The organism is Mycolicibacterium sediminis (genome assembly GCF_010731735.1).
Lineage (GTDB): Bacteria > Actinomycetota > Actinomycetes > Mycobacteriales > Mycobacteriaceae > Mycobacterium > Mycobacterium sediminis.
The window spans coordinates 1,803,480-1,829,366 of sequence record NZ_AP022588.1 but is presented as its reverse complement, the minus strand read 5'-3'; the positions used below and the strand labels follow the sequence as shown (position 1 = coordinate 1,829,366).

19 protein-coding genes are annotated in these 25,887 nt (G+C 71.2%); 9 read left to right on the top strand and 10 right to left on the bottom strand.

Annotated elements, in window-relative coordinates:
• The first annotated feature begins 26 nt into the window (after positions 1–26).
• The 3 genes from G6N64_RS30470 (at position 27) to G6N64_RS08725 (ending at position 9,267) form a co-directional block, all read left to right on the top strand.
• Complete coding sequence (locus G6N64_RS30470; protein ID WP_163796535.1) at positions 27–4,781, top strand: PE family protein; 4,755 nt, start codon at positions 27–29, stop codon at positions 4,779–4,781.
• Positions 4,782–4,873: 92 nt separating this feature from the next.
• A complete protein-coding gene (locus G6N64_RS08730; RefSeq protein ID WP_163796534.1) occupies positions 4,874–5,974 on the top strand; it encodes a ferritin-like domain-containing protein in 1,101 nt (366 codons plus the stop codon).
• 266 nt (positions 5,975–6,240) lie between these two features.
• Positions 6,241–9,267, top strand: coding sequence for a collagen-like protein (locus G6N64_RS08725; RefSeq protein ID WP_163796533.1), 3,027 nt, complete (start codon positions 6,241–6,243; stop codon positions 9,265–9,267).
• A 9-nt stretch (positions 9,268–9,276) separates the two neighbouring features.
• On the opposite strand, the gene G6N64_RS08720 is transcribed toward G6N64_RS08725, so the two are convergent.
• From G6N64_RS08720 to G6N64_RS08705, 4 genes are all read right to left on the bottom strand, one after another.
• A complete protein-coding gene (locus G6N64_RS08720) occupies positions 9,277–10,155 on the bottom strand; it encodes a glycoside hydrolase family 16 protein (protein ID WP_163796532.1) in 879 nt (292 codons plus the stop codon).
• A gap of 88 nt (positions 10,156–10,243) precedes the next feature.
• Positions 10,244–10,702, bottom strand: coding sequence for a DUF5078 domain-containing protein (locus G6N64_RS08715; protein WP_163801538.1), 459 nt, complete (start codon positions 10,700–10,702; stop codon positions 10,244–10,246).
• 32 nt (positions 10,703–10,734) lie between these two features.
• Entirely contained in the window at positions 10,735–13,641 is a 2,907-nt protein-coding gene (locus G6N64_RS08710; protein ID WP_163796531.1) for an MMPL/RND family transporter, read from the bottom strand.
• Positions 13,638–14,069 (bottom strand): MmpS family transport accessory protein, encoded by a 432-nt coding sequence (locus G6N64_RS08705; RefSeq protein WP_163796530.1) that lies wholly within the window; start codon positions 14,067–14,069, stop codon positions 13,638–13,640. Before G6N64_RS08705 ends, G6N64_RS08710 begins: the two co-directional genes overlap by 4 nt.
• Positions 14,070–14,266: 197 nt before the next feature.
• On the opposite strand from G6N64_RS08705, the gene G6N64_RS08700 reads away from it, so the two are divergent.
• The gene (locus G6N64_RS08700; RefSeq protein ID WP_163796529.1) at positions 14,267–14,902 is read left to right on the top strand and encodes a TetR/AcrR family transcriptional regulator; all 636 of its coding nucleotides are present in this window, start codon (positions 14,267–14,269) and stop codon (positions 14,900–14,902) included.
• A gap of 163 nt (positions 14,903–15,065) precedes the next feature.
• Here G6N64_RS08700 and G6N64_RS08695 read toward each other — a convergent pair whose 3' ends face one another.
• On the bottom strand, positions 15,066–15,362 hold the full coding sequence (locus tag G6N64_RS08695; protein WP_163796528.1) for a hypothetical protein: 297 nt from the start codon (positions 15,360–15,362) through the stop codon (positions 15,066–15,068).
• Positions 15,363–15,555: 193 nt separating this feature from the next.
• On the opposite strand from G6N64_RS08695, the gene G6N64_RS08690 reads away from it, so the two are divergent.
• The gene (locus G6N64_RS08690) at positions 15,556–16,284 is read left to right on the top strand and encodes a hypothetical protein (RefSeq protein ID WP_163796527.1); all 729 of its coding nucleotides are present in this window, start codon (positions 15,556–15,558) and stop codon (positions 16,282–16,284) included.
• A 10-nt stretch (positions 16,285–16,294) separates the two neighbouring features.
• Here the strand turns inward: G6N64_RS08690 and G6N64_RS08685 are convergent, their stop codons facing one another.
• The gene (locus G6N64_RS08685) at positions 16,295–17,164 is read right to left on the bottom strand and encodes a L,D-transpeptidase (protein ID WP_163796526.1); all 870 of its coding nucleotides are present in this window, start codon (positions 17,162–17,164) and stop codon (positions 16,295–16,297) included.
• Positions 17,165–17,217: 53 nt separating this feature from the next.
• Positions 17,218–17,817 carry a hypothetical protein gene (locus tag G6N64_RS08680; RefSeq protein ID WP_163796525.1) on the bottom strand — a complete coding sequence of 200 codons (600 nt, stop codon included), beginning with the start codon at positions 17,815–17,817 and terminating at the stop codon, positions 17,218–17,220.
• 385 nt (positions 17,818–18,202) lie between these two features.
• Here G6N64_RS08680 and G6N64_RS08675 point away from each other — a divergent pair, with 385 nt between their 5' ends.
• Positions 18,203–19,648, top strand: coding sequence for a glycoside hydrolase family 183 protein (locus G6N64_RS08675; RefSeq protein ID WP_163796524.1), 1,446 nt, complete (start codon positions 18,203–18,205; stop codon positions 19,646–19,648).
• A 13-nt stretch (positions 19,649–19,661) separates the two neighbouring features.
• Here G6N64_RS08675 and G6N64_RS08670 read toward each other — a convergent pair whose 3' ends face one another.
• The 3 genes from G6N64_RS08670 to G6N64_RS08660 form a co-directional block, all read right to left on the bottom strand.
• Entirely contained in the window at positions 19,662–19,922 is a 261-nt protein-coding gene (locus G6N64_RS08670; protein WP_308206597.1) for a hypothetical protein, read from the bottom strand.
• Positions 19,923–20,007: 85 nt separating this feature from the next.
• Positions 20,008–20,679 (bottom strand): VldE C-terminal domain-containing protein, encoded by a 672-nt coding sequence (locus G6N64_RS08665; protein ID WP_246231051.1) that lies wholly within the window; start codon positions 20,677–20,679, stop codon positions 20,008–20,010.
• Positions 20,680–20,761: 82 nt separating this feature from the next.
• Positions 20,762–21,487: a hypothetical protein gene (locus G6N64_RS08660; RefSeq protein WP_163796522.1), complete on the bottom strand. Its 726-nt coding sequence runs from the start codon at positions 21,485–21,487 to the stop codon at positions 20,762–20,764.
• A gap of 711 nt (positions 21,488–22,198) precedes the next feature.
• Between G6N64_RS08660 and G6N64_RS08655 the strand changes: the two genes are divergently transcribed.
• The 3 genes from G6N64_RS08655 to G6N64_RS08645 are packed head-to-tail and all read left to right on the top strand — an operon-like array spanning position 22,199 to position 25,772.
• Positions 22,199–23,866: a diguanylate cyclase gene (locus G6N64_RS08655; RefSeq protein ID WP_163796521.1), complete on the top strand. Its 1,668-nt coding sequence runs from the start codon at positions 22,199–22,201 to the stop codon at positions 23,864–23,866.
• Positions 23,867–23,889: 23 nt separating this feature from the next.
• Positions 23,890–24,648 carry a type II restriction endonuclease gene (locus tag G6N64_RS08650; RefSeq protein WP_246231049.1) on the top strand — a complete coding sequence of 253 codons (759 nt, stop codon included), beginning with the start codon at positions 23,890–23,892 and terminating at the stop codon, positions 24,646–24,648.
• Between the two features lie 56 nt (positions 24,649–24,704).
• Positions 24,705–25,772, top strand: a complete 1,068-nt coding sequence (locus G6N64_RS08645; RefSeq protein ID WP_163796520.1) for a DNA cytosine methyltransferase — start codon at positions 24,705–24,707, stop codon at positions 25,770–25,772.
• Positions 25,773–25,887 lie beyond the last annotated feature (115 nt).

Sequence of the window (25,887 nt, the reverse complement as noted above, 5' to 3'; positions counted from 1 at the left end):
TGGCTCTCGACGGACTGGCGACGGGCGTGTCGCTTCCCGCCGCGGCGTCGCCTCCCACCACGGCGTCGGATACCGGCACGACGTCCATCACGCCTCCCGACGCACGCACCGGCGGATCGCGCTCGGACGCGACGGCTGCGCTGACCCCCACGGTGAACTCGGCACCCGCAGCGAGCCCGTCTGACGTGCGGTCGCTCATCCGCCTGCCTGACGTGTTCACGGCCTTCATCGGCAACGGCACCGCCGAGCGTCCCGACGCCGGGCTGCTGATCGGCAACGGGTATGCCGGTGGAACAGGGCAGAACGGTGGCCGCGGTGGGCTCCTGCTCGGCAGCGGTGGCGCAGGCGGTTCGGGTGGCGCGGGCATCAACGGTGGCGCCGGCGGCAGCGGTGGCGCGGCCGGCTTCTTCGGCAACGGTGGAGCCGGTGGCGCCGGGGTGACGGGCGCCAACGGCGGCAGCGGCGGTTCCGCCGGACTCTTCGGCAACGGTGGAGCCGGCGGCAATGGCGGCAGCGGCGGCCGGGGTGCGGATGGCGGCGACGGCACCAGCCCCGGTCAGACCGGTGGTGCGGGCGAGACGGGCGGCGCCGGTGGCCGCGGCGGAAACGGCGGTGCCGCAGGGTTCTTCATAGGCAGCGGCGGTGCCGGCGGGCTCGGCGGCTCGGGTGGCCAAGGTGGCCACGGCGGGGTCGGCGTCGACGGCAGGTCGGCCATGACGGCGGGCGGCAGTGGCCAGGACGGCGGCGACGGAGGTGCGGGCGGTCTCGGCGGAGGCGGCGGTGCCGGTGGAACGGGCGGTCAGGGACCTGCGCTGCTGGGCTTCCTCGGGATCTTCGGGACGGCGGGTCGAGACGCCGACGGCGGCGCAGGCGGCAGTGGCGGCGATGCGGGGACCTCCGGCGACGGCGGCAACGGGGCGGATGGCGACGACGCCACCGCCGACGGTGGTGCGGGCGGTGACGGTGGCGATCCCGGCGCGGTGGGACGCGGCGGCGCAGGCGGCGCCGCGGGTGGCGAGAGCGGCCGGGCCGGTGTCACGGGCCGGATCGGCGCGGCGGTCACCAGTGGTGGTGACGGCGGCGACGGCGGCAACGGGTTCACCCGGACCGTCGTGGGCAGCGGGCCCGGCGGCAGGGGTGGCAAGGGCGGCGACGGAGGGACGGTCGGCAACGGCGGCACCGGCGGTGACGGTGGTGATGGCGCGGAAGGCCCCGATGGCGTCGACGGCGTCAAGCCCGGCGACAGTGGCACCGACGGCACGGCGGGCGGCGCGGGTGGCGCAGCGGGTGCCGGTGGCGCGGGCGGCGCGATCTCCGGCGACGGCGGTTCGGGCGGCCTCGGTGGCGACGGCGGCAGGGGCGGCAGGGGCGGAGTCGGTGTCGACGGCGCCGACGCGACCGCATCCGGAATCGATGGCGGCGCAGGCGGTTTCGGTGGCGACGGCGGATCGGGTGGCGTCGGTGGTACGGGTGGCGCGGGCGGCGCGTCGGCCACGGGTGTCGTGGGCGTCAACGGCAGTGGCGGCGGGGGCGGCAGGGGCGGCAACGCCGGCGCTCCCGGCGACGGCGGGGACGGGTTCGACGGTGACGCGACCAACGCCGACGGCAGCGACGGGGGACGTGGCGGCGACGCCGGGGCGATCGGCGCCGGCGGCCTCGGTGGTGCGGCGGGTACCGGCGGCAGTGGCGGCAGCGGCGGAGTGAGCGGTCCGAACGGCGTCGGGGTGACCAACCGCGGCAAGGGCGGGGCGGGCGGCGACGGCTTCACCCGGTCCGTCGTCGGCAGCGGCGCCGGCGGAGATGGCGGGGCCGGCGGGGATGGCGGCAACGTGGGCGACGGCGGCGCCGGCGGGAACGGTGCTGACGGCGCGGCGGGCTCGGCCGGCGAGAACGCCCTGACGCCGGGCGAGACGGGCGGCGTCGGCATGGATGGCGGCGCAGGGGGTGACGGAGGCGCGGGCGGAAACGGCGGCGCGATCTCTGGAGTCGGCGGAGCCGGCGGAAACGGCGGCACCGGTAACACCGGCGGGCGCGGCGGCACCGGAGCCACCGGCGCAGACGGCGACGTCGCCGGTGACGATGGCGACGAGGGCGGCGACGGCGGTGCCGGCGGCACAGGCGGTGCGGGCGGCAACGGGGGCGTCGGCGGGTCCGGCACCACCGCCGGCACCACCGGCACGGGTGGAAACGGCGGACAGGGCGGCAGCGCCGGCACTGCCGGCGACGGCGGGGACGGCGCCGATGGCGACGCGACCACCGTCGACGGAGGAGACGGCGGCGACGGCGGCGACCCCGGCGCAATCGGAGGCGGCGGCACGGGTGGGAGCGGCAGCAGCACGGGCCTCACCGGAGCCGACGGCGTCACCGTCACCTCCGGCGGCAACGGCGGCACGGGCGGCGACGGCTTCAGTAAGACCGAACTCGGCAGCGGCGCAGGCGGATCCGGCGGTCAGGGCGGCGACGGCGGCGCGGTCGGCAAGGGCGGCGGAGGCGGTCAGGGCGGCGACGGCGCAGACGGCACCCGCGGTGTCGACGCCCTCATCGCGGGTGACGACGGTGAGACCGGAGGCTCCGGAGGCTCCGGCGGCGCGGGTGGCAGCGGTGGCGACGGCGGCAAGGGCGGCGCGGTCTCCGGTGACGGCGGTGCAGCCGGCGACGGAGGTACCGGCGGCACGGGCGGCACTGGCGGCACTGGGGCCCAGGGCGCGGTCGGGGCCGGTGAAGACGGCGGCGATGGCGGCGGCGGCGGCACCGGCGGCAATGCCGGCAGCGGCGGCACGGGCGGCACCGCGCAGAACGGCACCGCAGGTACGGACGGGCTCACGGGGACGAACGGGAGCGGTGGCGACGGGGGCATCGGCGGTAAGGGTGGCAGGGGCGAGACGGGCCAGACCACGCTCGTCGTGGCGGGAACGGGGGGTACCGGCGGTAAGGGCGGCGCAGGCGGAGCCACGGGTACCGGCGGCACCGGCGGCACCGTCGGCGACGGAGGAACCGGCGGCCAGGGCGGCGACGGCGGCACGGGCCGCGATGGTGCGAGCCAGACCTCCGAGCAGGGCGGCCAAGGCGGTGCCGGCGGCACCGGCGGCCAGGGCGGCGTGACCGCTGGTGGCATCAACGGCAGCGGCGGCAAGGGCGGCACCGGCGGCCGGGGCGGGATCGGCGGCAACAACGACGTCAATCCCCCCATCCCGGTCGATGGTGGCGTCGGCGGCACCGGCGGCACCGGTGGTATGGGCGGGGCGATCGGCTCGGGAGGCACGGGTGGTCTCGGTGGCGGCGCGGGCACTGGCGGCCAAGGCGGAAGCGGCGGCCGCGGCAGCTACGCCGTCGGCAACGAGAGCGCTGGCGGAACGGGCGGTGCAGGCGGGCAGGGCGGCAGCGGCGGCAGGGGGCTCGACGCAACCGGACCGGGCACCACGTATGCGGGCGGTGCGGGTGGCGCGGGCGGCAGCGGCGGCCAGGGCGGCGACCAGCTACTCGGCGGAGACGACGGGCTCAACGGCAATGGCGGAGAAGGCGGCCTCGGTGGAGCAGGCGGCCAGGGCGGCGCGGGCTACAGCGGACCCGCCACCAACACGCCCAGCACGGGCGGCAGTGGCGGAACCGGCGGCGACGGCGGCAGAGGCGGTGCGACCGGCAACGGAGGCAACGTCGGGACGGTCGGCGGCGGCGGAGATGGGGGCACCGGCGGACAGGGCGGGACGGGTGGGACGGGTGGACCGAACCCGTTCGGCACCGGCGGAACGGGTGGCACCGGCGGCTCCGGCGGTGCCGGCTCGACCATCGGCGACGGCGGCGACGGAGGCCAGGGCGGTACCGGCAGCAGCAGTGTGCCCGGCGGCGGCCGCGGCGGCGACGGAGGCCTAGCGGGGTCCGGCGCGGCCTACGGCGACGGCGGCGCTGGCGGCACGGGTGGTAGCGCCATCAACGGCGGAGGCGGCTTCGGCGGCGACGGAGGCAACGGCGGCGACTCCGGGGCGGGCGGCCGCAACGGCAGCAGCGGCGCCGGTGGCCGCGGTGGCGACGGGCTCAACGGCGGGCGCGGCGGCGACGGCGGCCAGGCCGGCACCGGAGGCACCTTGAGCAGCGTCATCGGTGGGTTCGGAGGCGACGGCGGCAACAGCGTCGGAGGCCCGGGCAACGGCGGGGACGGCGGTGCGAGTGGTACCGGCGACCAGAACGAACAGGGTGGTCGCGGGGGCAACGGTGGTTCCGGAACCCGCGGCGCCGACGGCAGCCAGTACCTCGACGGCAAGGCCGGTGGCGCGGGCGGTCGCGGTGGCAACGGCGGCTCCGCCAGCGGCGGCAGCATCACCAACACCGGCGGGCAGGGCGGCACCGGCGGCTCCGGCGGCACGGGCGGCAACGGCGGCTTCGGGAAGCCCGGCTTCGGTGACACGCCGGCCGGTGACGGTGGCGCCGGCGGCACCGGCGGCCAGGGCGGACTGGGCGGCGACGCCAGTGGCGGCTTCACGAGCCAGAGCGGCAACGGCGGCATCGGCGGCACCGGCGGCCTGGGCGGAAACGGGGGCAACGTCGAGAACAATCCGAGCGTGGGCGGCGGCGGAGGCCGTGGCGGTGCCGGCGGTGCGGGAGGTGACGCCGGTGCCGGCGAGGCGCCTGCCGGTGGTTACGGCGGCAACGGCGGTCAGGGCGGGCGCAATCCGTCGCTACCGGCGTCGGGCCAGCAGGGCGGCCTGGGCGACCCGAGCGTTGGCGGCGCCGGCGGTAGCGGCGGTGGCGGCGGGGCCGGGGTACCGGCAAACCTGTTCGGGTAACACGGCGGACCGCTCGAGCGCGGGGCTTGACGGTACGCAGCAGCTCGGCGCACTGTGATAGGCGTCACACCACGCTGGGTAGAGAGGCCGTCATGACCACCAGGGAGAAGTACACCGACGTGCCCACGCCGTACTCGTGGGAGGTCCCCAGCGTCGGCGACGCCCGCTTCACGTGGGAGTACGACGACGGCCGCGCCCGCCTCCTGTCCCTCTATCAGAAGGGCAAGGACAAGCAGTGGGATGCTGAGTCGCGCATCGACTGGACCCTCGACGTCGACCCGATGAACCCGATCGGCGTGCCCGACGAGTTCCACCCGCTCTTCGGCAGCCCCGCCTGGGAGTCCGCCGACGAGAAGCGGCGCTCCGAGATGCGCCAGCACAACCAGGCCTGGAACTTCTCGCAGTTCCTCCACGGCGAGCAGGGCGCGATGGTCTGCGCGGCGAAGATCGTCGAAGTCGTCCCGGACATGGATGCGAAGTTCTATGCCGCCACCCAGACCATGGACGAGGCTCGGCACGTGGAAGCCTTCTCCCGGTTCCTGCAGGAGAAGATCGGCCTGGTCTACCCGGTCAATAAGAATTTGAGCGCACTGTTGGCGGACACCCTGGGAGACTCCCGCTGGGACATGCCCTATCTCGGCATGCAGGTCCTGATCGAGGGCCTCGCGCTCGCCGCCTTCGGGGTGCAGCGCGACCTGGCGCCCGAGGGCTCGCTGGCCAAGCAGCTGCTCGCGTACGTCATGCAGGACGAAGCCCGACACGTAGCGTTCGGCCGAATCTCGTTGAAGGACTACTACTCCGAGCTGACCGACAAGGAGCGCGGTGAGCGGGAGGAGTTCGTCGTCGACGCCTGCTACCTCGTGCGGGACCGGTTCCGCGGCGAGGAGGTCTTCGAAACCCTCGGCCTGAACGTCAAGGAGTGCGCCGAGTGGGTCGATACGTCCCCGTTGATGATCCAGTTCCGCTCACACCTGTTCAGCCGCATCGTGCCGATCGTCAAGGACATCGGACTGTGGGGCGACAAGGTCCAGAAGGCCTTCGCGGACATGAGCGTTCTGGACATGGGCGGCTTCGACATCGATGCGCTGATGAAGGCCGACGAGGACCAGGCCGACGCCGTGGACGAGGCTCGTGCCGAGATGGCGGTCCGCGCCGTCGAGGTCGACCAGGCAATTGCCGCCGGGACCGACTGACCCGGCGTCGGGGGGCACCGGGCCACCCTTCGGACTGGGACGTTTGACGCTCGGGCCAATTTGCCGTGAACATCCGCGTACATCTTTCTATTTCTGATTGCAACATGTTTACTGTGTCCACGACCTGTGGGGTGTTCAGCTGGTAGCGCCCGAACTCAGGTGAGTTCGGGATCTACCCTCGAGGGGCTTCAGTGGGCGCGCGACGGCACGGATCGGCAGTTGTGGCAGAACGGACTTCGAGCAGAAGGGCTGCCAGCCGCAAATACGTGGCGACGTCCGCGGGTCGGGCGGCCATCGCCGCTGCGTTCTCCGCCGGGATGTTGTCCACCGGGATCGGTGCCGGACTCGCGTTTGCCACACCGGACCCGTCCGGTGACGTGAGCGCGCAGTGCGTGGGCGCGTGGTGCCCGCCGTCGATCGCCGCTCCCACCGGCAGTCTGATCGGCGGCGGTGCGACCCCGACGGCGCTGCTCGCCGCTCGGCCGACACCGATCGTCACCCTCGTGTCCGTCTTCGTCGGCAACGGCGCCGACGCCGCGGCTGACTGCGTCGGCAGCGCCTGCAACGGCGGCCGGGGCGGCATCTTCTTCGGCAACGGCGGCGCCGGCGCCCACGGCGGACGCGGCGGTGACGCCGGGCTGTTCGGCAACGGCGGCCGCGGCGGCAACGCGGACGCGTCCGGGCGCAACGGGGGCGACGGCGGACGTGGCGGTGTCTTCATCGGCAGCGGCGGAGACGGCGGACGCGGCGCCACGGGTGCACTCGGAACCACGACCGAACGCGCCGGCAGCGACGGCGGCAGCGGTGGCACGGGCAGCTCGGGTGGTCGGGGAGGCGCCGCGGGACTGTTTCTCGGCAACGGCGGCGCCGGCGGCCGTGGCGGCTCGGGCGGCGCGGGCGGCAACGGGGCCGACGGCATCGAGGGTCGGGACGCGACGGCTGCGGGAACGGACGGAACGGCCGGGCAGCGCGGCGGCAACGGTGGCGCTGGAGGTGCCGGAGGATCGGGCGGCGCGGGCGGGTCGTCGGGGCTGTTCGGTTCGGCGGGCCTGTCCGGAGCCCTGGGCGCCGGCGGCGCGGGTGGCAGCGGCGGCAGGGGTGGCAACGGCGGCAGCGGCGTCGGTGGTGTCGACGGCGCTGCCGTCACCGCGGACGGCGCGAGTGGCAACGACGGTCAGTCGGGCGGCCGGGGTGGCGCGGGCGGCGCGGGCGGCAACGCCGGGGCCGGCGGGTCGGGGTCGACCGTGGGCGCGGCCGGCGCGAACGGAAACGGCGGCAGCGGCGGAGACGGCAGCGATGGTGGCGACGGCAGCGACGGCGTCGGCGGCCGCGCCGGAGACCCCGGACGCAACGGCGTCGGGTCCGGAGACGGTGGCTCGGACGGCCTGCGGGGCCAGGACGGCGGCCGGGGCGGGAACGGCGGCGCAGCGGGCCTCGCAGGCGCAGGCGGGGCGGCCGGTACGGGCGGAACCGGCGGCACCAGCGGCCGGGCCGGCGTCGACGGCCTGCAGGGCGTCGGGGGGGACGGTGGCAACGGCGGTGCCGGCGGCAACGGCGGAAACGGCGTGGCGGGCGTGGTCGGCAAGCCCGTCACCACGCCGGGCGCCGACGGCCTGTCCGGCGAGGACGGTGGCGCGGGCGGCACGGGCGGCGCGGGCGGCAACGCAGGGGCCGGTGGCACGGGTAGGACCGTCGGGCTCGCCGGGATCAACGGCAACGGCGGCAATGGTGGCAACGGGTCCAACGGGGGCAAGGGCGGTGACGGCGCCGACGGTGCCGACGGCGACCCCGGAAGGCCAGGCGTCGCACCCGGGGAGAACGGACGAACAGGCGGCGCCGGACAGGACGGCGGCAAGGGCGGCGCCGGTGGCGCAGCGGGACTGGCCGGGGCCGGCGGAGCGAAGGGCACGGGCGGCAGGGGCGGCTCCGACGGCGCGGCAGGCGCGGTGAACGGCGTCCGCGGCGCTGGCGGCGACGGTGGCAATGGGGGCACCGGGGGCGTGGGCGGCACCGGCGCCCAGGGGGCGACGGGGACGACGGGAACCGGCGGCACGACGCTCGCTCCGTCGGGCACCGGCGGCACCGGTCTGACCGGAGGCATGGGCGGCATGGGCGGCGCAGGCGGCAACGCCGGTGCAGCAGGCGAGGGGCTCACACCCGGAACGGCAGGTGCCAACGGCAACGGCGGAAAGGGTGGGAGCGGCGGCACCGGGGGTACCGGCGGTGTCGGTGGCGCCGGCGCCACCGGGGATAGGGGGGGTCCCGGCGGCGACCTGGACGGACGAAATGGGATCGAAGGCGGCCAGGGCGGTACCGGGGGCACCGGAGGCGCTGCGGGTCTGGGCGGATCGGCCGGCACCGGCGGATCCGGTGGTGCCGTCGGCCTGGGTGGCAATCAGGGTGTCGGTGGCACCGGCGGTGGCGGCGGCACCGGCGGAGCGGGCGGTGCCGGCGCCAGTAGCAACACCCGGCCGGGCGACGGCGGCGACGGCGCCAACGGCGGACTCGGTGGTCAGGGCGGTGCAGGTCTGACCACCGGTGCCGCGGGCGCCAATGGCGCTGACGGAGACGGCGGAGCGGGGGCCGAGGGGTACGTCTTCTTCTCGGTCGACCCCAACGCGACGGGCGGTCCCGGTGGCAACGGCGGCTCGAGCCGGGGCGGAAAAGGCGGCGCCGGCGGAGCCGGCGGCCGGGTCTCGAGCAACGGGGGCAACGCCGTGGGGGGAGCCGGCGGGCGTGGCGGGTTCAGCGTCAACGGCGTTGGCGGGGTCGGCGGTATCGGCGGTGAATCATTCGTCACCGGCGGGACGGGCAGTGCGACCGGCGGAATGGGCGGCACCGGCGGTGGCAGCGCTGCCGGCACCGGCGGCACGGGCGGCGCTGGCGGTAGTTCGTTCACCGTTGGCGGGTTGGGCACGTCCACCGGCGGTAAGGGCGGTACCGGCGGCGCGAGTACCACTGGCGACGGGGGCGCCGGTGGTAGAGGCGGCGAAGCGAACATCAGCTCCTCATCCATCGGCCCGGCTACGGGCGGCGCAGGCGGTACGGGCGGAAACAGCGTGAACGGCAACGGTGGCCGCGGCGGCGCGGGCGGCAATGCCCTGGACACCAGTCGGAGTTCCCCGGCACCACTCACGGGTGGCAAGGGCGGCACGGGCGGCAACAGCCAGACCGGCACCGGTGGCAACGGGGGCAATGGAGGCTTTGCCGCCGGTGGGAACGGCAGCAAGAAGACCGGCGGCGCCGGTGGACTGGGCGGTACCCCGGGCGGACAGACCGGGGTCAACGGCTGAGAGCGCCGACTAGAAGACGCGGATCCAGTCGATCAGCATCTCGGCCGGGTAGGTGCCGCCGGCGGGTTCGCGTCCACCGGAGCCACCGACGGCGATGTTGAAGATCGGCGCCATCGTGTAGCCGGGGTCGTTGAACGGCCAGTCCGGGAGCGCATTGGCCTGAACCGTGAAGAACGGCTCCATGCCCGGCTGGTAGTCCTTCCAGAAGTACATGCCCTCGGGCTTCCACGTCATGCGCCACGTGTGCCAGTCGCCGTCGACGGGGTGCTTGTCGGTCTCGAACTGAGTGCCGTCCAGCAGTGCGTGCACGGTGGTGCCCGACGGCCAGTCCCGGTTGCCGTACCACTCGACGAGGTCGACCTCGCCACCGCGGACGGGGTCGTCGTTCAGCAGCCAGAACGCCGGCCAGGCACCGTCGGTGAGGCAGTTGAGCTTGAGCCGGGCCTCCCAGGTCGTGCCGACGCCGCCGCGCCAGTTGCCGACGATCTTCGCGCCGGCGTACTTCTCCTGGATGGTCGTGCCCGGGCCGCGGGTGGCCCGGATGACCAGGTTGCCCTTGCCGTCCTGGAACACGTGCTCCTGGTCGGTAACGTACCGGCCCATGTTGAAGGGCTTGTCCCACTCGACGGGGTTCCGGATGGTCTCGCGGGCCGGGACGATGAACCAGGCCGCCGGGTCCGGCGGCGAACCGGCGGGCCCGTTGAACTCGTCGGCGAACAGGAACGTCGGCGCGGGCGGTGTGGCCGCCGGCGCGGCGGGACCGCCGGGTCCTGGGGGTGGTCCTGGAGGCGCGTCACCGATGACCGGTTCGGCACCGGCCTTGGCGAGCGGCAGCGCGGCAGCCGCCACGCCGAACCCCAGCATCAACATTGCGCTACGACGATCCATGCTTGGCACCCGTAGACCGTAAACGGTCACGGCCCGATTGTGCGAGCCCGAGCAACCATGTCGCGCAGGCGGGATGGCCGGACGAGCGTCAGCGGGCAACCGGCCAGTCCCAGACCGACATGTCACCGGCCGGGTAGTTCATGCAGACGTCGGTGGCCTTCGCGACGACGCCCTTGTTGTTGAAGAACACCTTCGCCCAGTTGCCCCACCGCGTCGCGACCTGCTCGTAGTACACGTTGGTGGCGGTGTCCTCGGAGTACTGGCGACGCGCGGCGGCGCTCAGGGAGAAGAACCAATGGATGCGGTCCTCCGCCATCTGTTGGACGTCGGCTGGCCGGTTGCTCTTGTCGATCATGTACCGCTCGAAGTACACGGGACTGGTGTCGCGCGCCGCCTGCAGGTACTGCTCGGTGTCGCAGGCGGTGACGATGATCCGGTGCGGGATCGGGAAGTCGTCGGTCGAGTCGGCGGCCGCCGGGTTCGCCCCGGCGACACCCAGACCCGCCAGCGTCGACGCGACGAGAACGCCCTGGACGACCTTCTTCATCGGGTTCACGACGGTTCCTCTCCTCGGTCCGATCACCTGTCCGACTCCCTGCCGTCGGCCACCGCGGGCTCGGGCTCGAGCAGGCGGCGGACGTTGGCGCGCGAGCCGTAGGGCTGCAGCATCCGGCTGGCCGGACGCGGCCGGATGTTGAGGGGCCACCAGAACCAGCGGCCGAGCAGAGCCGCGATCGAGGGCGTCATGAACGACCGCACGATCAGGGTGTCGAACACCAGGCCCATGGCGATCGTCGTGCCGATCTGCCCGAGGACCACCAGGTCGCTGAAGACGAACGACGCCATGGTGGCGGCGAACACCAGGCCCGCGGCGGTGACGACCGCACCGGTGCCGCCCATGGCGCGGATGATGCCGGTGTTCAGGCCGGCACCGATCTCCTCCTTGAACCGGGATATCAGCAGCAGGTTGTAGTCGGCGCCCACCGCCAGCAGCAGGATGATCGCCAGCGCAGGCACGATCCAGAACAGCTCGATCCCGAAGATGTACTGCCACACCAAGACCGAGAGTCCCAACGACGCGCCCAGGGACAGGACCACGGTGCCGACGATCACGACCGCCGCGACGAAGCTGCGGGTGATGAAGATCATGATCAGCAGGATCAGCGCGATGGCGGCCAGCGCGGCGATCATCAGGTCGTAGGTGGACCCCTCCTGGATGTCCTTGTACGTCGAGGCCGTACCCGCCACGTAGATCTTCGCGTCGGACAGCGGCGTGGCCTTGATCGCGTCGAACGCGGAGTCACGCAGTGCGTCGATGTGCGAGATGCCCTCGGGCGTGGCGGGATTGCCCTCGTGGGTGATCGTCATGCGCGCCGCCTTGCCGTCCGGTGACATGAACAGCTTGAGACCACGCTTGAAGTCGGCGTTGTCGAACGCCTCGGGCGGCAGGTAGAAGGAGTCGTCGTTCTTGGCGTCGTCGAACGCCTTGCCGAGGGCGGTCGCGTTCTGCAGCGCCTCCTGGCTCTGCGCGTTGGTGCCACCGGTGGTGGCGTAGTTCGACTGCAGCAGGTCCCTGTTGGCCTTCTGCACGTCGATCTGCGGCGGGATCAACGACACCAGTTGCGGCTGAAGCGCATTCAGCTTGTCCAGGCTGGCGGTGATCTTGCCGAACTGGTCGCTCAGCTCGGAGATGCCGTCGAGCGAGTCGAAGACCGAGCGGAGCGCCGCGCACGACGGGATGTCGTAGCAGTGCGGCTCCCAGTAGAAGTAGTTGCGCAGCGGCCGGAAGAAGTCGTCGAAGTTGGCGAGGTTGTCCCGCACCTCGTTGATGGTCTTGACGGTGTCGTGGAACGCCTGCACCTGTTCGTCGGTCGCGTCGGCACTGGCCTGCTGCAGCTTCAGTTGCTGCTCGAGGATGTTGATGGATCGACTCGTCTGATCGACCTGGCTCAGGATGTCGCGAGCCCTGTCCTCCTGATAGCTCAGGTTCATAATCTGGCCGGCACTCTGGGCGCTGATCTGAAACGGTATGGAGCTGTGCGTGATCGGGGTGCCGAGCGGCCTGGTGATCGACTGCACCAGCGCGATGCCGGGGGTGTGCAGCACGGCCTTGGCGACGCGTTCCAGGATCAGCATGTCCGACGGATTTCGCATGTCGTGATCGGACTCGATCATCAGCAGCTCCGGGTTCAGCCGGGCCTCGGAGAAGTGCCGTTCCGCGGCCGTGTAGCCGACGTTGGACGGCGCGGTGTCGGGCAGGTAGGGGCGGCCGTCGTAGCTGATCTTCGCCCCGGGGAGCGCGATGACGCCGATGGCCGCGATCGCCAGCGACACGACGAGGATCGGGCCGGGCCACCGCACGATGGCGGTGCCGACGCGCCGCCATCCGGTGGCACGCACCTTGCGCTTGGGTTCGAGCAGTCCGAAGGTGCTGGCGAGTACGACCACCGCGGGACCGAGGGTCAGGGCCGCTATCAGCGTCACCAGCACGCCCAGGGCCGCAGGCACGCCGAGGGTCTGGAAGTACGGCAGCCGGGTGAAGTAGAGGCATGCCACCGCGCCGACGATCGTCAGGCCGGAGCCGACGATGACGTGGACGGTCCCCCGGAACATGTCGTAGTACGACTCGTCGCGCTCCATGCCCCGGTTGCGGGCCTCCTGGTACCGGCCCACCAGGAAGATGGCGTAGTCGGTGCCCGCCGCGATCGCCAGCAGCGTCAGCAGATTCGTGGCGTACGTCGAGAGGCCGATGATGCCCGTGTGACCGAGCACCGCCACGATGCCGCGGGCCGCCATCAGCTCGACGGCCACCACGAGCAGCATGATGAACATCGTGACCACCGACCGATAGACGATCAGCAGCATCACCGCGATGACGAGGAACGTGATGGCGGTAACGAGATGGGTGCCCTCGTTGCCCACCTCGAAGTTGTCGGTGATCGTCGGCGCTGCGCCCGTCACGTAGGCCTTCACCCCGTCGGGTGCAGGCGTGTCCGCGACGATGTTGCGGATGCTGTCGACGGATTCGTTCGACAGGGCTTCGCCCTGGTTGCCCCGCAGGTAGACCTGGACCAGGGCGGCCTTGCCGTCCTTGCTCTGCGAGCCGCCCGCCGTGAGCGGGTCTCCCCAGAAGTCCTGGACGTGCTCGACGTGCTTGGTGTCCTCGTTGAACTTCTTGACCAGGACGTCGTAGTAGTCGTGGGCGCTCTGGCCCAGCGGCTCGTCGCCCTCGAGCACGACCATCGCCGCGCTGTCGGAGTCGAACTCGTCGAACTTCTGGCCGATGTGCCGCATCGCCATGATCGACGGCGAGTCGGCCGCGTTCATCGCCACCGAGCGCTCCTCGCCCACGGCTTCGAGCTGGGGCGAGACGATGTTGCTCACGACGGCGATGGCGATCCAGAGCAGCAGGATCGGCAGCGCGAGCGCGCGGATCAGGCGCGCCGGACGGGAGTGCACGGACGTTTCCTCGCGGTGCTCGCTCATGCCGACTTGTCCAGGCAGGCGATGTATCCGTTCACGTTGCTGGTGGACCTTTCGTCCTTGACGATGCCGTTGACGGTGATCCGGCAGGTGATCGGCGCGGAGTCACCCTGGGCGCGCAGGTCGGCGAAAAGCGTCGGGTCGTCGGTGACCAGGTTGTGCGACCACGGCAGCGGCACGTCGTCGACGCGCTGCGGCTGGGCGTTCTCGTCGAGGAAGTTGATGGTCGCGGTCGCCCCGGGGCTTCCGAACACCTCGAACAGGACCCGCTTCGGGTTGTATCCGGTGTTCTCGAGCGAGTCGGCAGCCGGCCGGGACGTCTCGTCGGTGGATCCGAAAATCCCCTGCAGCCGGTCGATGCTGAACACGACGATGGCGATGACGATCACGGCGACCAGGACCGTCCAGTGCCTCTTCATGACGCCGATCATCGAAAACCGCCCACGGGTGAAGCCTTTCGACGTCCGTCGCATGCGGCCATCCGCATCACGATCAATTGGTCCCAAACACTGAACCGAACGAAACCGTACGGTACCGTTCGTGGAGTTGCAACCGCAGCGACGCTGCCGCTCGCCTGCACGTATGGCACATTCGGTAACGGCGACGGCGTCAATATCGACGTACACCGATGGAACATCTGGACGGAAGGAGGCGCGTGAGGCGGACGTCCACACCCACCGCACCCGCCGAGACCAAGCCGCGGTGGACGAAGCGCGAGGCCGAACTGCTCGCCGTCACCCTGCGGCACCTGCAGGAGCACGGCTACGACCGACTGACCGTCGAGTCCGTCGCCACCGACGCCCGGTCGAGCAAGGCGACGCTGTACCGGCGGTGGCCGTCAAAGGAACGGCTCGTCCTCGCCGCGTTCATCGAGGGCACCAACTGTTCGGACGTCCCGCCCCAGACCGGCTCGCTGCGCGGCGACCTGCTCCACATCGGCAACGAGATCTGCCGGCAGTCCTCCGAGCACGCCAGCACCATGCGCGCGGTCCTGATGGAACTCGACCGGAGCCCGGAACTCGGCGAAGCCTTCGAGACCGAATTCCTGGTCCAACGGCGCAAGGTGTACGACGAGGTGCTCGCGGCCGCCGTCGACCGGGGCGAGATCGACGCCGAGGTCATCACGACCGAACTCAACGACCTGCTCGCCGGCTACCTGGTCTTCCGGTTCCTGATGCCCGGCAAGTCGCCCACCGAGGACACCGTGGTCGCACTGGTCGACGGCGTGCTGCTGCCCAGCCTGACCCGCAATCGCAGGCGTTGACCTCCCGATCCGACTTTGCTGAATCGACGAGGTTCGGTGCGTACCGGGCTGTATAGACTCCCGACGAAGTAAAGGACGAAGGGGTGGCCATGGGTCGGCACAGCGCCGCGTACATCGCACGCACGCAACGGGTTCGCACGCCGGCGGCGTCGCGAGCCGGGCATCACGTCGGCCGCATCGGTGCGTTGGCATTCGCGCTCGGCGTCGGCGCCGCCGTGGCAGGTGGTGCCGGGACCGCCCACGCCGAGGGGCCGACGGACTCGGGGAGCGCGACCGCCTCCGCGTCGCCGGGCACGTCGCCCGGCGCGACCACCGGCCTGTCGGGAGCGCCGAGCACGTCCACGGGCTCGAACTCGACCACCACGGGTTCGACGTCGGCGACCGCGCCGACCACGACACTGGGCAACGGCCGTGATGCGTCGATGGGTCGGCAATCGTCCTCCTCACGTGCCAGTGGCATGACGGCCGTGCCTTCCGGCCGGACCTCCACGGTGCGGACGCACGCATCCACGGCCGACGAACGGACGCCGGTCTCGGGCCTGGTGCCGAAAGACACTGACACGCAGACGAATACGACCGATATCCGGCCGACCTCAGTCGTCACGTCGGCGAGCAGCCCCCGTGACGACACACCGGTCGCGCCGTTTCCGATCGTGCAGGCCGCACTACAGCTGGTCCATCGGGAGATCGAACGAGCATTCGGACTCGGCCCCACCGGGCCGGCGCCGAGTCCGGTTGCCATCCCGACGACGTCCTCCCCCTCGCTCAGTTCCGGGACACCCACCGCCGTTGACGAAGCGGCGACCCCGTACGGCGACATCGGCAAGTGGATGCTGCAGCCCAACGGGCAGATCTCGAACTACGGCGGGCTGCCCTCCGGTGGCAAGACGGTGCTCGAACCCGTCAACGTGATCATCGTCGATCCGACGTCGTCGTCCGCCGCGCAGTCCGCCGCCAAACTCAACACCGCGATGTTCTGGTCGGGCTTCCCCGCGCAGCCCATCCACAGCACCGGATTCCAGGGCAGGATCGACGACGTCACGTACGGGCAGGAGCCCACGGGCCCGCTTCTCGGGTACTCCGACGCCTTCTTCCTGCTGACCAACAACCACGGCCGCATCTTCGGGCCGGACCCGGTGGAGACCAGTACGGGATACGTCTGGAGCGGCGCCTTCAGCACCGAGGCGTTCGTGTTCTACCAGTTCCTGCCCAGGCACGCCTACGTCTCGTCCACCATCGCCCGCAACGCGCTCGCGATGAGTCTGATCGCCAGCGGCCGGGCCACCTACGGCGGCATGGTCCCACTCGAGAACGCCTACACCACCGCGGACACGACCACCGGCGATCACGACGGCTACGCCGTGGTCGTCATTCTGCGGTAGGAGATCCCCACTAGCTCACGCGCCGTGGCACTTCCGGGTTCACCGGCGGGGCGACGGGACGAGGAACCTCGACGGCGTTCTCCTGAATGATGATCGGATCGCCGACGTTCACCGTGTTGAAGTACCACTCCGCGTCCTCGGTGCTGAGACCGACGCAACCGTGACTGACGTTCTCGTAGCCGAGTGAGTTGACCGCCCACGGTGCCGAGTGCACGAAGAGTCCGCGGCTGGTGAAGCGGACGGCGTATTCCACGTCGAGCATGTAGCCGTCCGGCGAATCGACTGGAATGCCAACGCTGCTCGAGTCCATCTTCACGTCGCGTTCCTTGCCGAGCACGGTGTACTTGCCGACCGGCGTCGGGTACTTCGGCCTGCCCATCGACGCGGGGAACACCCCCTCCTCGCCGAAACGGGGCCGGTGATGCGGGGCCGGCAGCGGGGGGCCCGCCTCGACACCGTCGATCGTCACGGTGAACGTGTGCTCGGAGATGTTCGCGGTGCCGATGACTGCGGGGCCCGTCCGCAAGGTGGTCACCCGATTGCCCACCGACAGAGCCACGGTGGTGTGTGCCGGCCAGAACTGATCCGGCACCCACTGGACCGTGTCGGCGCCCTGCCACTCGAACGTCCCGGTCATCGCGGGTGTCGTCCTGATCCCCAGGGCGCGTTCGGCGGCGGACCGGTCGGCGACCGGGCCCGTGAACGTGACCACCACGGGGTGCGCCACTCCCACCACCTGGTCGGGTGCGGGAGCGACCGAGGCGATCGCGTACTCACCGATCCGGCTAGCCGCAGCACCCGACCCGACGGCGACCGGACCCGCCACCACGCCGACGGCCGTCAACACGACCACGAGCAGACTGCGAAGGATCGTGCGCATGATCTCTGCTCCTCTCGGACGACGGGGGTGGTGGGGGACGGTTCGGGGTCAGATCAGCGCGTGGGACCCGGGGCGATCGGCTGACCGGCGACCGGGGCGCCGGGCGGCGGCGGACCGGTGGGCGTGCCCTTGCCGCCGACCGTGCCGGACATGTCCACCAGTGGGGCGAGCACCGGTCCGCCGACGGGCACCGGAGCACCCACGGGGACGGGCGGTACCCCAACGGGAACCGGGGGTACACCCACCGGAACCGGCGGAACCCCGACCGGAACGGGCGGTACGCCAACGGGAACCGGCGGTACGCCCACGGGGACCGGAGGTACGCCGACGGGCACGGGCGGTACGCCCACGGGGACCGGCGGCACGACCACCGGCGGGCCGGGGAATGCCATGGGCACACCGGCCGACATGTCGGTGAGCGGCGCACACGAGGCACCACCGGCGGCTCCCGCGGCTCCGGTGGCGCCCGGCGCGGCCGCGCCCGGTGCGGCGGCCGGCCCGATCCCACCCGCCGAGGTCTGCAGGCATTCGTAACCGCCGGTGGTGAACGGGGTGGCTGCAGCCCAGGGGCTCAGCGCCACTGCGGCAACACACATTCCGGCAATGGCGATCGCCTTGATGCCCGACCTGCTCGAGATCGTCGTCAACGTCATGTTCCTTCCTTCGTGTACTACTCAGTGATCAACTGGTGCAGCCAAACCAGCTGTACCGATGTCGTACCTTCGACCGAATCAAATTGACGGTCGCCACAATTGGGCCAGAGCCGTTCGTGGTCCGCGACGCGCCGCACCGCATCGTTTCCAAATGGTGACGTTCATCGCACCGCAGGGCCAGATGGCCGAGTAACCCGCTGCTCAAACGTGATTCAACGGAGATGAACCGGACCGGATCACGGCTCAAGACCCCGACGACCGGTCGCGACACGGTCACGAACGCGGCTCGGTCGCGCATCACGGGCCTGTGCGGCTCCACTGCTCGTTACTGTCCGAGACCTGAGTGGACGTCACCGCGTCGTCCTCATCTCGGTGAAGGGGCCACATGTCGTCGCGTCTGCGCATCGCATCCGTTCCGATGGCGGTGGCGGCGGTCGTCGGGCTGACCCTCCCGATGGGCATCGCGCCGCTCGCGAACGCCGAACCCTGCGAGGGTGCGGCGGCGGCCGCGCAGCCACCACCCGGCGTCGGCGTCGAGATCCCCAGCCCGTCGGCACTTCCCGCGTTCGGTAGCAGGCCGACGGGACACCGTCCCGCCGGTGCGAACGACGAGGCACCCAAACCCCGGCTCGGCCAACTGCCGCTGGCCATCCTCAAGGCACTCACACCCCCTCGCACCGGTCAGGTGCAGCAGCAGGCGGGTGTCGTGCCTTCGCCGCAGCCGAACACCACCGCTGCGCCGCCTGCCGCGCAGGCGCCAGTCGCCCAACCCGTTCAGCCCGTCCAGCCCGCGCCTGCCGCGGCACCGGTGCCCGCCGCGCCGCCGGGTACCGCACTCGTCGGCTGGGTGACCGGTCCCGACAGTCCCACCAAGACCATCGACCGGTTCGGCATCACCGGCACCGACCTCGGCATCATGTGGGACAACGGCGATCCGGCGAACAATCAGGTGTTGGTCGCGTTCGGCGACACCTACGGGTACTGCGGCATCCCCGGCGACCAGTGGCGCTACAACGCGCTGTTCCGCACCCAGGACAGGCAGCTGGCCCGCGGCATCGAGGTGGCACCGGGGGCGGTGGGCAACCCGTACTCCGGCTCACCGGTGTGGCGGCCCAACCTCTCCAAGCAGATCATCAACAGCATCAACTATGCCCCGCAGGAGAAGGGCATCATCCCGACCGCGGGCGTCGCGGTCGGCAAGACCCAGTACCTCAACTTCATGTCCATCAAGAACTGGGACAGCAACGGCGCGTGGACGACCAACTTCTCGGCGGTCGCCGCGTCCACCGACAACGGCGAACACTGGGGCGTCTACCCGGGGACGGTCCGCACCCCCGGCGCCGGCAACGAGAACTTCCAGCAGGGCGCCTTCCTGCGGCCCGGACCGGGTGACCCGTACCTCTACTCGTTCGGAACACCCGCGGGGAGAAGCGGTGCCGCGTTCGTCTCGCGGGTGCAGCCCGGCCTCGTCCCCGACCTCACCAGGTACGAGTACTGGAATGCCGACAATCAGAGCTGGGTGCCGGGCAACCCCGCGGCCGCGACACCCGTCGTCCCCGGCCCGGTCGGCGAGATGTCGGCGCAGTACAACACCTACCTCCGGCAGTACCTGATGCTGTACTGCAACGGCGCCAACGACGTCGTGATGCGCACGTCTCCCGCGCCGCAGGGACCATGGGGACCCGAGCAGATGCTCGTCCGGTCGTCGGACATCCCCGGGGGCATCTATGCACCGTTCCTGCACCCGTGGTCGGTGGGCAAGGAGCTGTACTACAACCTGTCGCTGTGGTCGGCGTACAACGTCATGCTGATGAAGACCGTTCTCCCGTAACCGATCACGTCGGTCAGGCGAAGTTCAGGCGCGCCGATGGGAGTGCCGCCGTTCCGTCGCGCGCGAATCCGGTCCAGACCGCACGCATCCGTTCACCCAGGGCCTCGTCGAGTCGCCGGAGTGGCCCCAGCATCGGCGCGTCGGACCAGGCCTCGGGCGTACCCAGCAGGTACGGGAGTTCCATGCAGTGGCAGGCGCCGAAGGGCGCGCCGCGGGGCGCCCAGTCGAAGCGATAGGTGGCCACCCGCCCGCCGCTCGACCGCCACGACTCCACGAACTCCGCGACCGCCAGCGGACGCGTCGGCCTTCAGGACCCCGGAGTCGATCTCGGGTGCACGGCACGAACGTACCGGCCGGTGTCAGCGGTAGTAGGTCTCGTCACCGTCTGGGTAGCCGCCGCCCGTCGTCGTGACGTGTACGTGGTCGAAGTGCCCGGCACCGCCGCCGGCGGGCCCGCTCGGCGTGAAGTAGGTCCCGCGCCAGATGGCGTCCTGCATGCCGAACCGCTTGGCGTTCTTGATCACGAACCTGACGATCTCGTTGCCCAGCGCGATGCCCGAGGCCGAGCCGGCGTTGGGGATCATCACGTCGATGGCCAGACCGTTGGGATGCCACGGCAGCGGATCGGCGCGGACACCGCCGATGTGATCGATCTCCGGGAACGCGGCGCTGATGGCGCGGGCCGCCAGGATGGTCCGAACCTGCAGGCCGGATTCGGAGGCGACGCCGACGGGCAGCGGCTTCGGGATCTGCGCGGCGACCCGCCACCGGGACACCGACACCAACTGATTGACCGGACCGCCGGGCGCGAGGGCGGCGGGTGCCGGCGCGACGTCCTCCAGCGCGGGGACGATCTCCAGGCAGCAGGGTGCGATCGCCGCGGCTGCCGCGACGGCCTTCGTGTCGACCATGGTCGGGGGCGCCGGTGAGACCTTCCCCCCGGTCGCGAGCACGACGGCCACCGGTCCGAGGACCGCAGCGGCCAGCACCGTCGACGTCCGTCGACTGCTGGGTGCTCCGCGTCGTGCCACAGCTCGCACCATACGTGCACTTCGCCGATAGTTCGGGTGGATCGCGTGATCAGACCGTTGGCCAGTCGTTACGGATTCGTGATCAGGCGGCGCGGCCCTGAACGGCTGCTGCCGTCGCGCGGCGGGCCTGAGCCATCTCGCGCACGATGGTCGCGACCTGATCGGGTTCGCCATGTGCGGCGAACGCGCTGCGGTCCCACCACATCATCTTGGTCTCGTACCGCGCATCGGGGTAGGGCGTCGCGGGAATCGGAGCGACCACGCCGCCCGAGGATCGCCACTGGTCGAGGATGTGCGCGGCAGTCGTGGCCATGCAGAAGCCGAGGTCGAGGGCTGCCATCGCGTGAAATCCGCTGCGGGCGATCATCTTTGCGCGGTGCCGCGTTCCGCCGGGTTCCTTGGACAACCAGGCGGCCTTCATCTCGAGGACGCCTCGGGGAATCCGCGCCTCGATCATCCGCCGCACCTCGGTCTCGCCCGCCTGGCCGGCCCACTCGACGATCGCGTGGGACTCCTCCGGCGCGCGTAGCGGCCCCTTGGCGCGCACCCCTCCGACGACGTCGCCGCCGACGTCGACCAGTGCCCAGAACAGCGCCGTGTCCTCGGCGCACCCCGCGGCGTCGGGATCGAGGGCATCGGAGACGCCGAAGCGCGCGTAGCTCGCGACCGCACCGCGGTGGTAGTCCGCGAACATGTCCGGTTCAGCGGCCGGCGTGGCCATCACCATCGTGCACTCGGCGATCGGATCCCACGCCGCGAACCTTGTGAAGTCACTCGCGAGGGTCGGGACCTCTGCAATGCCTGCCATCGTCACCGGAGCACCATCCTTGGGTCGTGTCTGAGTTGCGCTCAACGCTGTCGCGCAGTTCTAGCAATACCATACTGGAGGTATTTTTAGTTGTTGAGCATGAGTTTTAGTATTTGTGATTGTTTTCAGCACATTATTAGCTGTTGACGTAACGAACCTTCTCCACCCGCCTGCGAGCGCGTCGATCGAACGGCTCCGGGCAGCGAACGTCGAACGGAGACCGACGCGTCGCCGACCGCGCGTGGACGCCGGACGAACCCGCATCTCACGGGATCGCGGGTCGACGGCCGCCCCCGGCACCGCCGCCGGACAGGCAACGGTTCCACCGGACCGACGCGCTCTACGCGTGCCACCGAACCGACGAGAACGGGCCGACCCGCCCGGGTTGCTGAGCCGTCACGCCCCGGAAACTGGCGACGCGGGCCGCGCCGATGTTCCTGGGAGACAACGGGAAAAAACCGAGGAACGACCGTCCAGCGAATAATCGACCGGTGCGCTAATACTTCGCCGCCGTGGAAACTTCCCGACGAGCCCCCCGGTTGCTCAGCTCAGTGCGGTATCGTGGGCGCTTCGAATGGCAGCGTTGAACGTTTCAGGCAAACTTTTAGACTGCGGCGACGAACGTTCACGGCAAATGGGTAGGGCGGTCGGAGCGAACATCGCGTGTTCTTGGGGGACGGTGATGACGGATTCGGTGAACGAGGCCTCACGATGAGGCATCGCGCACCCTTCGACGGCGATGACGACGCCGCCACGGGAGCCGGTCCCGGCCACCCGCACGACGACGGACGCGTCCATCGCACACACGTCCCCGTCGCCGGCATCTCCGCAGTGCTCGACCACGGCCCCGACGGCGTCGGCGTACACCAGAACGGCCGCTTCGTGTACGTCAACGCCGTGGCCGCACGCTGGCTCGGAGCCCGATCGGCCCGCGAACTGATCGGCCTCGAGGTGTCCAGCATCGTCCACACCCGGTCACTTCCGTTGGTCCTCGCCGGCGTCGCCTCGCTTCATCGGCCGGGCGACGTGTCGCCGGCCGTTCGGGCGACGGTGGTCCGTGCGGACGGCGCCGACCTCGACGTCGAGGTGCTGTCGACGATGACGACGTGGGACGGTGCCGACGCCTACCAGCTCGTCCTGCGGGATCTGTCGGAACGCCGCGGTCGCCACGAGGCCCTGGCGCGTCAGGCCGCGCTGGTGGACGATGCCGGTGACGCCGTCATCTCGACCACCCGGTCGGGGCTGGTGACCAGCTGGAACCCGGCCGCCGCGCGCCTCTACCGCCGCCCTGCCCACCTCGCACTGGCCTCACCCATCGAGCGCGCGCTCGGAACGAGCATCGACCTGGCCGCGGCCGCCGAGCGCGGCGTCGTCCACGCGGCGCACCACGCCATGGACGGTTCCCTGCGCCGGGTTCGCGTGGGGGTCACCGGTTCCGGCGGAGGGTACGTGCTGATCTGTTCGGACGAGTCGACGCTCCACCGCTCGGCCCGCAATCTGCGAACGGCGATCAACGCGCTGCAGACGGGCGTCCTGGTCGTCGATCCCAATGGCTGGGTGCAGACCGTCAACCTCGCGGCCAGGAGGATCATCGGCCGCGACCACGGCGACGGGGACGCCGAGCGGCGGTTCGACTTCCACGATCTGGACGTCTACGACGCCGACGGCGAACTGCTGCCCATCCCGGACCGACCGGTGAGCAGGGCGATGGCGAGCGGGCTACCCACGATCGGACGGGTGGTCGGCGTCGACCGCCCCGACGGAGCGCGCGTCTGGCTGTCGCTGAGCTGCCAACCGCTCTACCCGGCCGAGGGTCAGCGCTCCCCCATCCTGGTGTCCTTTCACGACGTCACCGCTCAGCGCGCCACCACCGAGCACCTGGCGTTCCAGGCTGCGCACGACGCGCTGACGGGTCTGCCCAACCGCAACCACATCCTCGAGACGATCAACGCCCTGCATCACGACGCAGGCGTCCTGCGAGCCGTCCTGTTCATCGACGTCGACGACCTCAAGACCGTCAACGACACCTTCGGCCACGAGGTCGGCGACCTGGTCCTGCAGACCACCGCGTCCCGGCTGTGCAGGGCCGTGCGCGGCGACGACGTCGTCGGCCGACTGTCCGGTGACGAGTTCGTCGCGCTCCTGGTCGGCGATCTGCGCAACGGCGCCCTGGATCGCTTCGTCGACCGGATCCGGCGCGTGCTCGCCGAGCCCGTGCACATCCCCGGGGGAACGCTGCACCTCGGCGCCAGCATCGGCGTCGTCGACACCGACGGCCACGACGAGCGCGACGCGAACACCCTGCTCCGCGACGCCGACGCCGCGATGTACGAGGCGAAGGCGACCGGCCGCCGGGTCAGCGTCTTCGCGAAGCACTGACCCGCTCTGGCAAGCTCCCCTCCGTGGTGCCGGTTGAGCAGTGGCTTCGGGAACAGTGCGGCGACTACGGCTGGGGGCTCGGCGGCGTCTTCCGCAGCAAGGGCGACCACGCCTGGCCGCTCGTCGCTCGCGACGCCGAGGACCTCGAGGCGCAGCTGGTCGCGGGAGGCCACATCCTGCCGCTGCCGAAGGAGCCCGCCGCGCTGGCCAACGTGCTCGAGGTGGGCATCGTCAGCTTCCTGATGGACCGCGCCGACGACCTCGCCGGTGCAGCCTCGGCGCGCGGCACCGAACGCGGCTACCCGGACGTGGAGCTGAGCGGTGACGCATTCGGCGGCGGGTACCACGCCGTCGACATCAAGGTGGCGCGGCGCGCGGTCGGCACGCGGGGAAATCCGTTGGGCCGCACGCAGAGCCGCATCACCCTGTACACCGGCAACACCTACTTCCGGCACCCCAAGATCTCGTTCCCCGGGGTCATGCGGCCCTTCGCCGAGTACACCTCGCACCTCGACGTCCTCGGGATCTACACCCTCGACGAGACCACCCCCGGTCGCGTCGCCGACCTCGAGCTGATCGTGCAGCAACCGTGGCGCATCGCCAGCAGGCACCGCTCCTCCACCACCAGGGAGTACATCGGCGCGGTCGACAAGATCGCGGACCTGCGCGCCGGGCACGGCGAGTTCGACACCGAGGCCGAGTTCTACTCGTTCTGGCGACGGTTCCCGTTCAAGACCGCGCGGGCGGTCGAACTGCTGCTCGCCAAGGAACTCGACAGGTAGCCCCGCCCCGGGCCGCGTACCCCCGATTCGTCGGTGGGTCGTGGGATGCTTCTGCGATGGCGAGCAGCAAGGGAACGGCGATCTCGTTGTTCTCCGGCGCCGGTGGTTTGGACCACGGCGCGGAGGCTGCCGGCTTCGACGTCAGAGCCGCGGTCGAGCGCAACCGCGATGCCGCGGCGACCATGGAGAAGAACTTCCCCCGACTCGCCTCACCGGTGATCCAGAAGGACATCCTCGAGACGAGCACCGCCGAGATCCTGCGCGCCGCCGGTCTGCGCCGGGGTCAGCGCCCAGACCTCCTGCTCGGCGGTCCGCCCTGCACGCCGTTCTCCAAGAGCGGTTTCTGGCTCGAGTGGAAGCGTTCCGGCCTGGATCCGGATGCCACGCTGCTACAGGAGTACACCCGCGTCCTGCGCGAGGCACGGCCGCGCGCCTTCGTCCTGGAGAACGTCTACGCCCTGACCTACGACAACCGCGCCAGCCGCCCCGCGCTCCTGAGACTGTTGCGCGAGATCGACGAGGCGGGGTACGACCACCGCATGGAGGTCCTGCACGCCGCCAACTTCGGTGTGCCGCAGGCGCGTCCGCGACTGTTCATCGTCGGCGCACCCAAGGGCCGGCCGACGCCGGACTTGCCGGTGCCCACCCACGGAGGCAGCTGGGAGCGGCGATCCACGGGCAACCGGGAGCGGCCGTTCGTCACGGCCGGCGAGGCGCTCGACGGCCTGGTCTGCGATCCCGAGCCCGAGGAGGTGCTGCGCGGGCAGTACGCCCCGCTGCTCGCCGACATCCCGCCGGGCGGGAACTACCTGCACTACACCGCCGAGCGGGGACATCCGGATCCCCGCTTCGAGTGGCGCAGCCGCTACTGGTCCTTTTTGCTGAAGCTCGACCCCGCCAAGCCCTCCCCGACCATCCAGGCGCAGCCCGGGCCCAACGTCGGGCCGTTCCACTGGGGCAACCGGCGGCTCCGGACGGCCGAGGTGAAGCGGCTGTTCACCTTCCCCGACGACTTCGAACTCGTCGGAAGCCGGGCGAGCGTACAGGCCCAGCTCGGCAATTCGGTCCCTCCCCTGCTGGCACGCCACGTCTTCGTTTCGGTGAAACGTTCGCTACGCGCCTGATTTTCCTGCGAACACGGCGTTGTTCCGGAATGTTCGAGTTGCCATGTGTCGGAATTCGGTAAAGATGCTCTGCGGACACGTCGACAGGCGTACTGCTTGAGATCACCGACCGGAC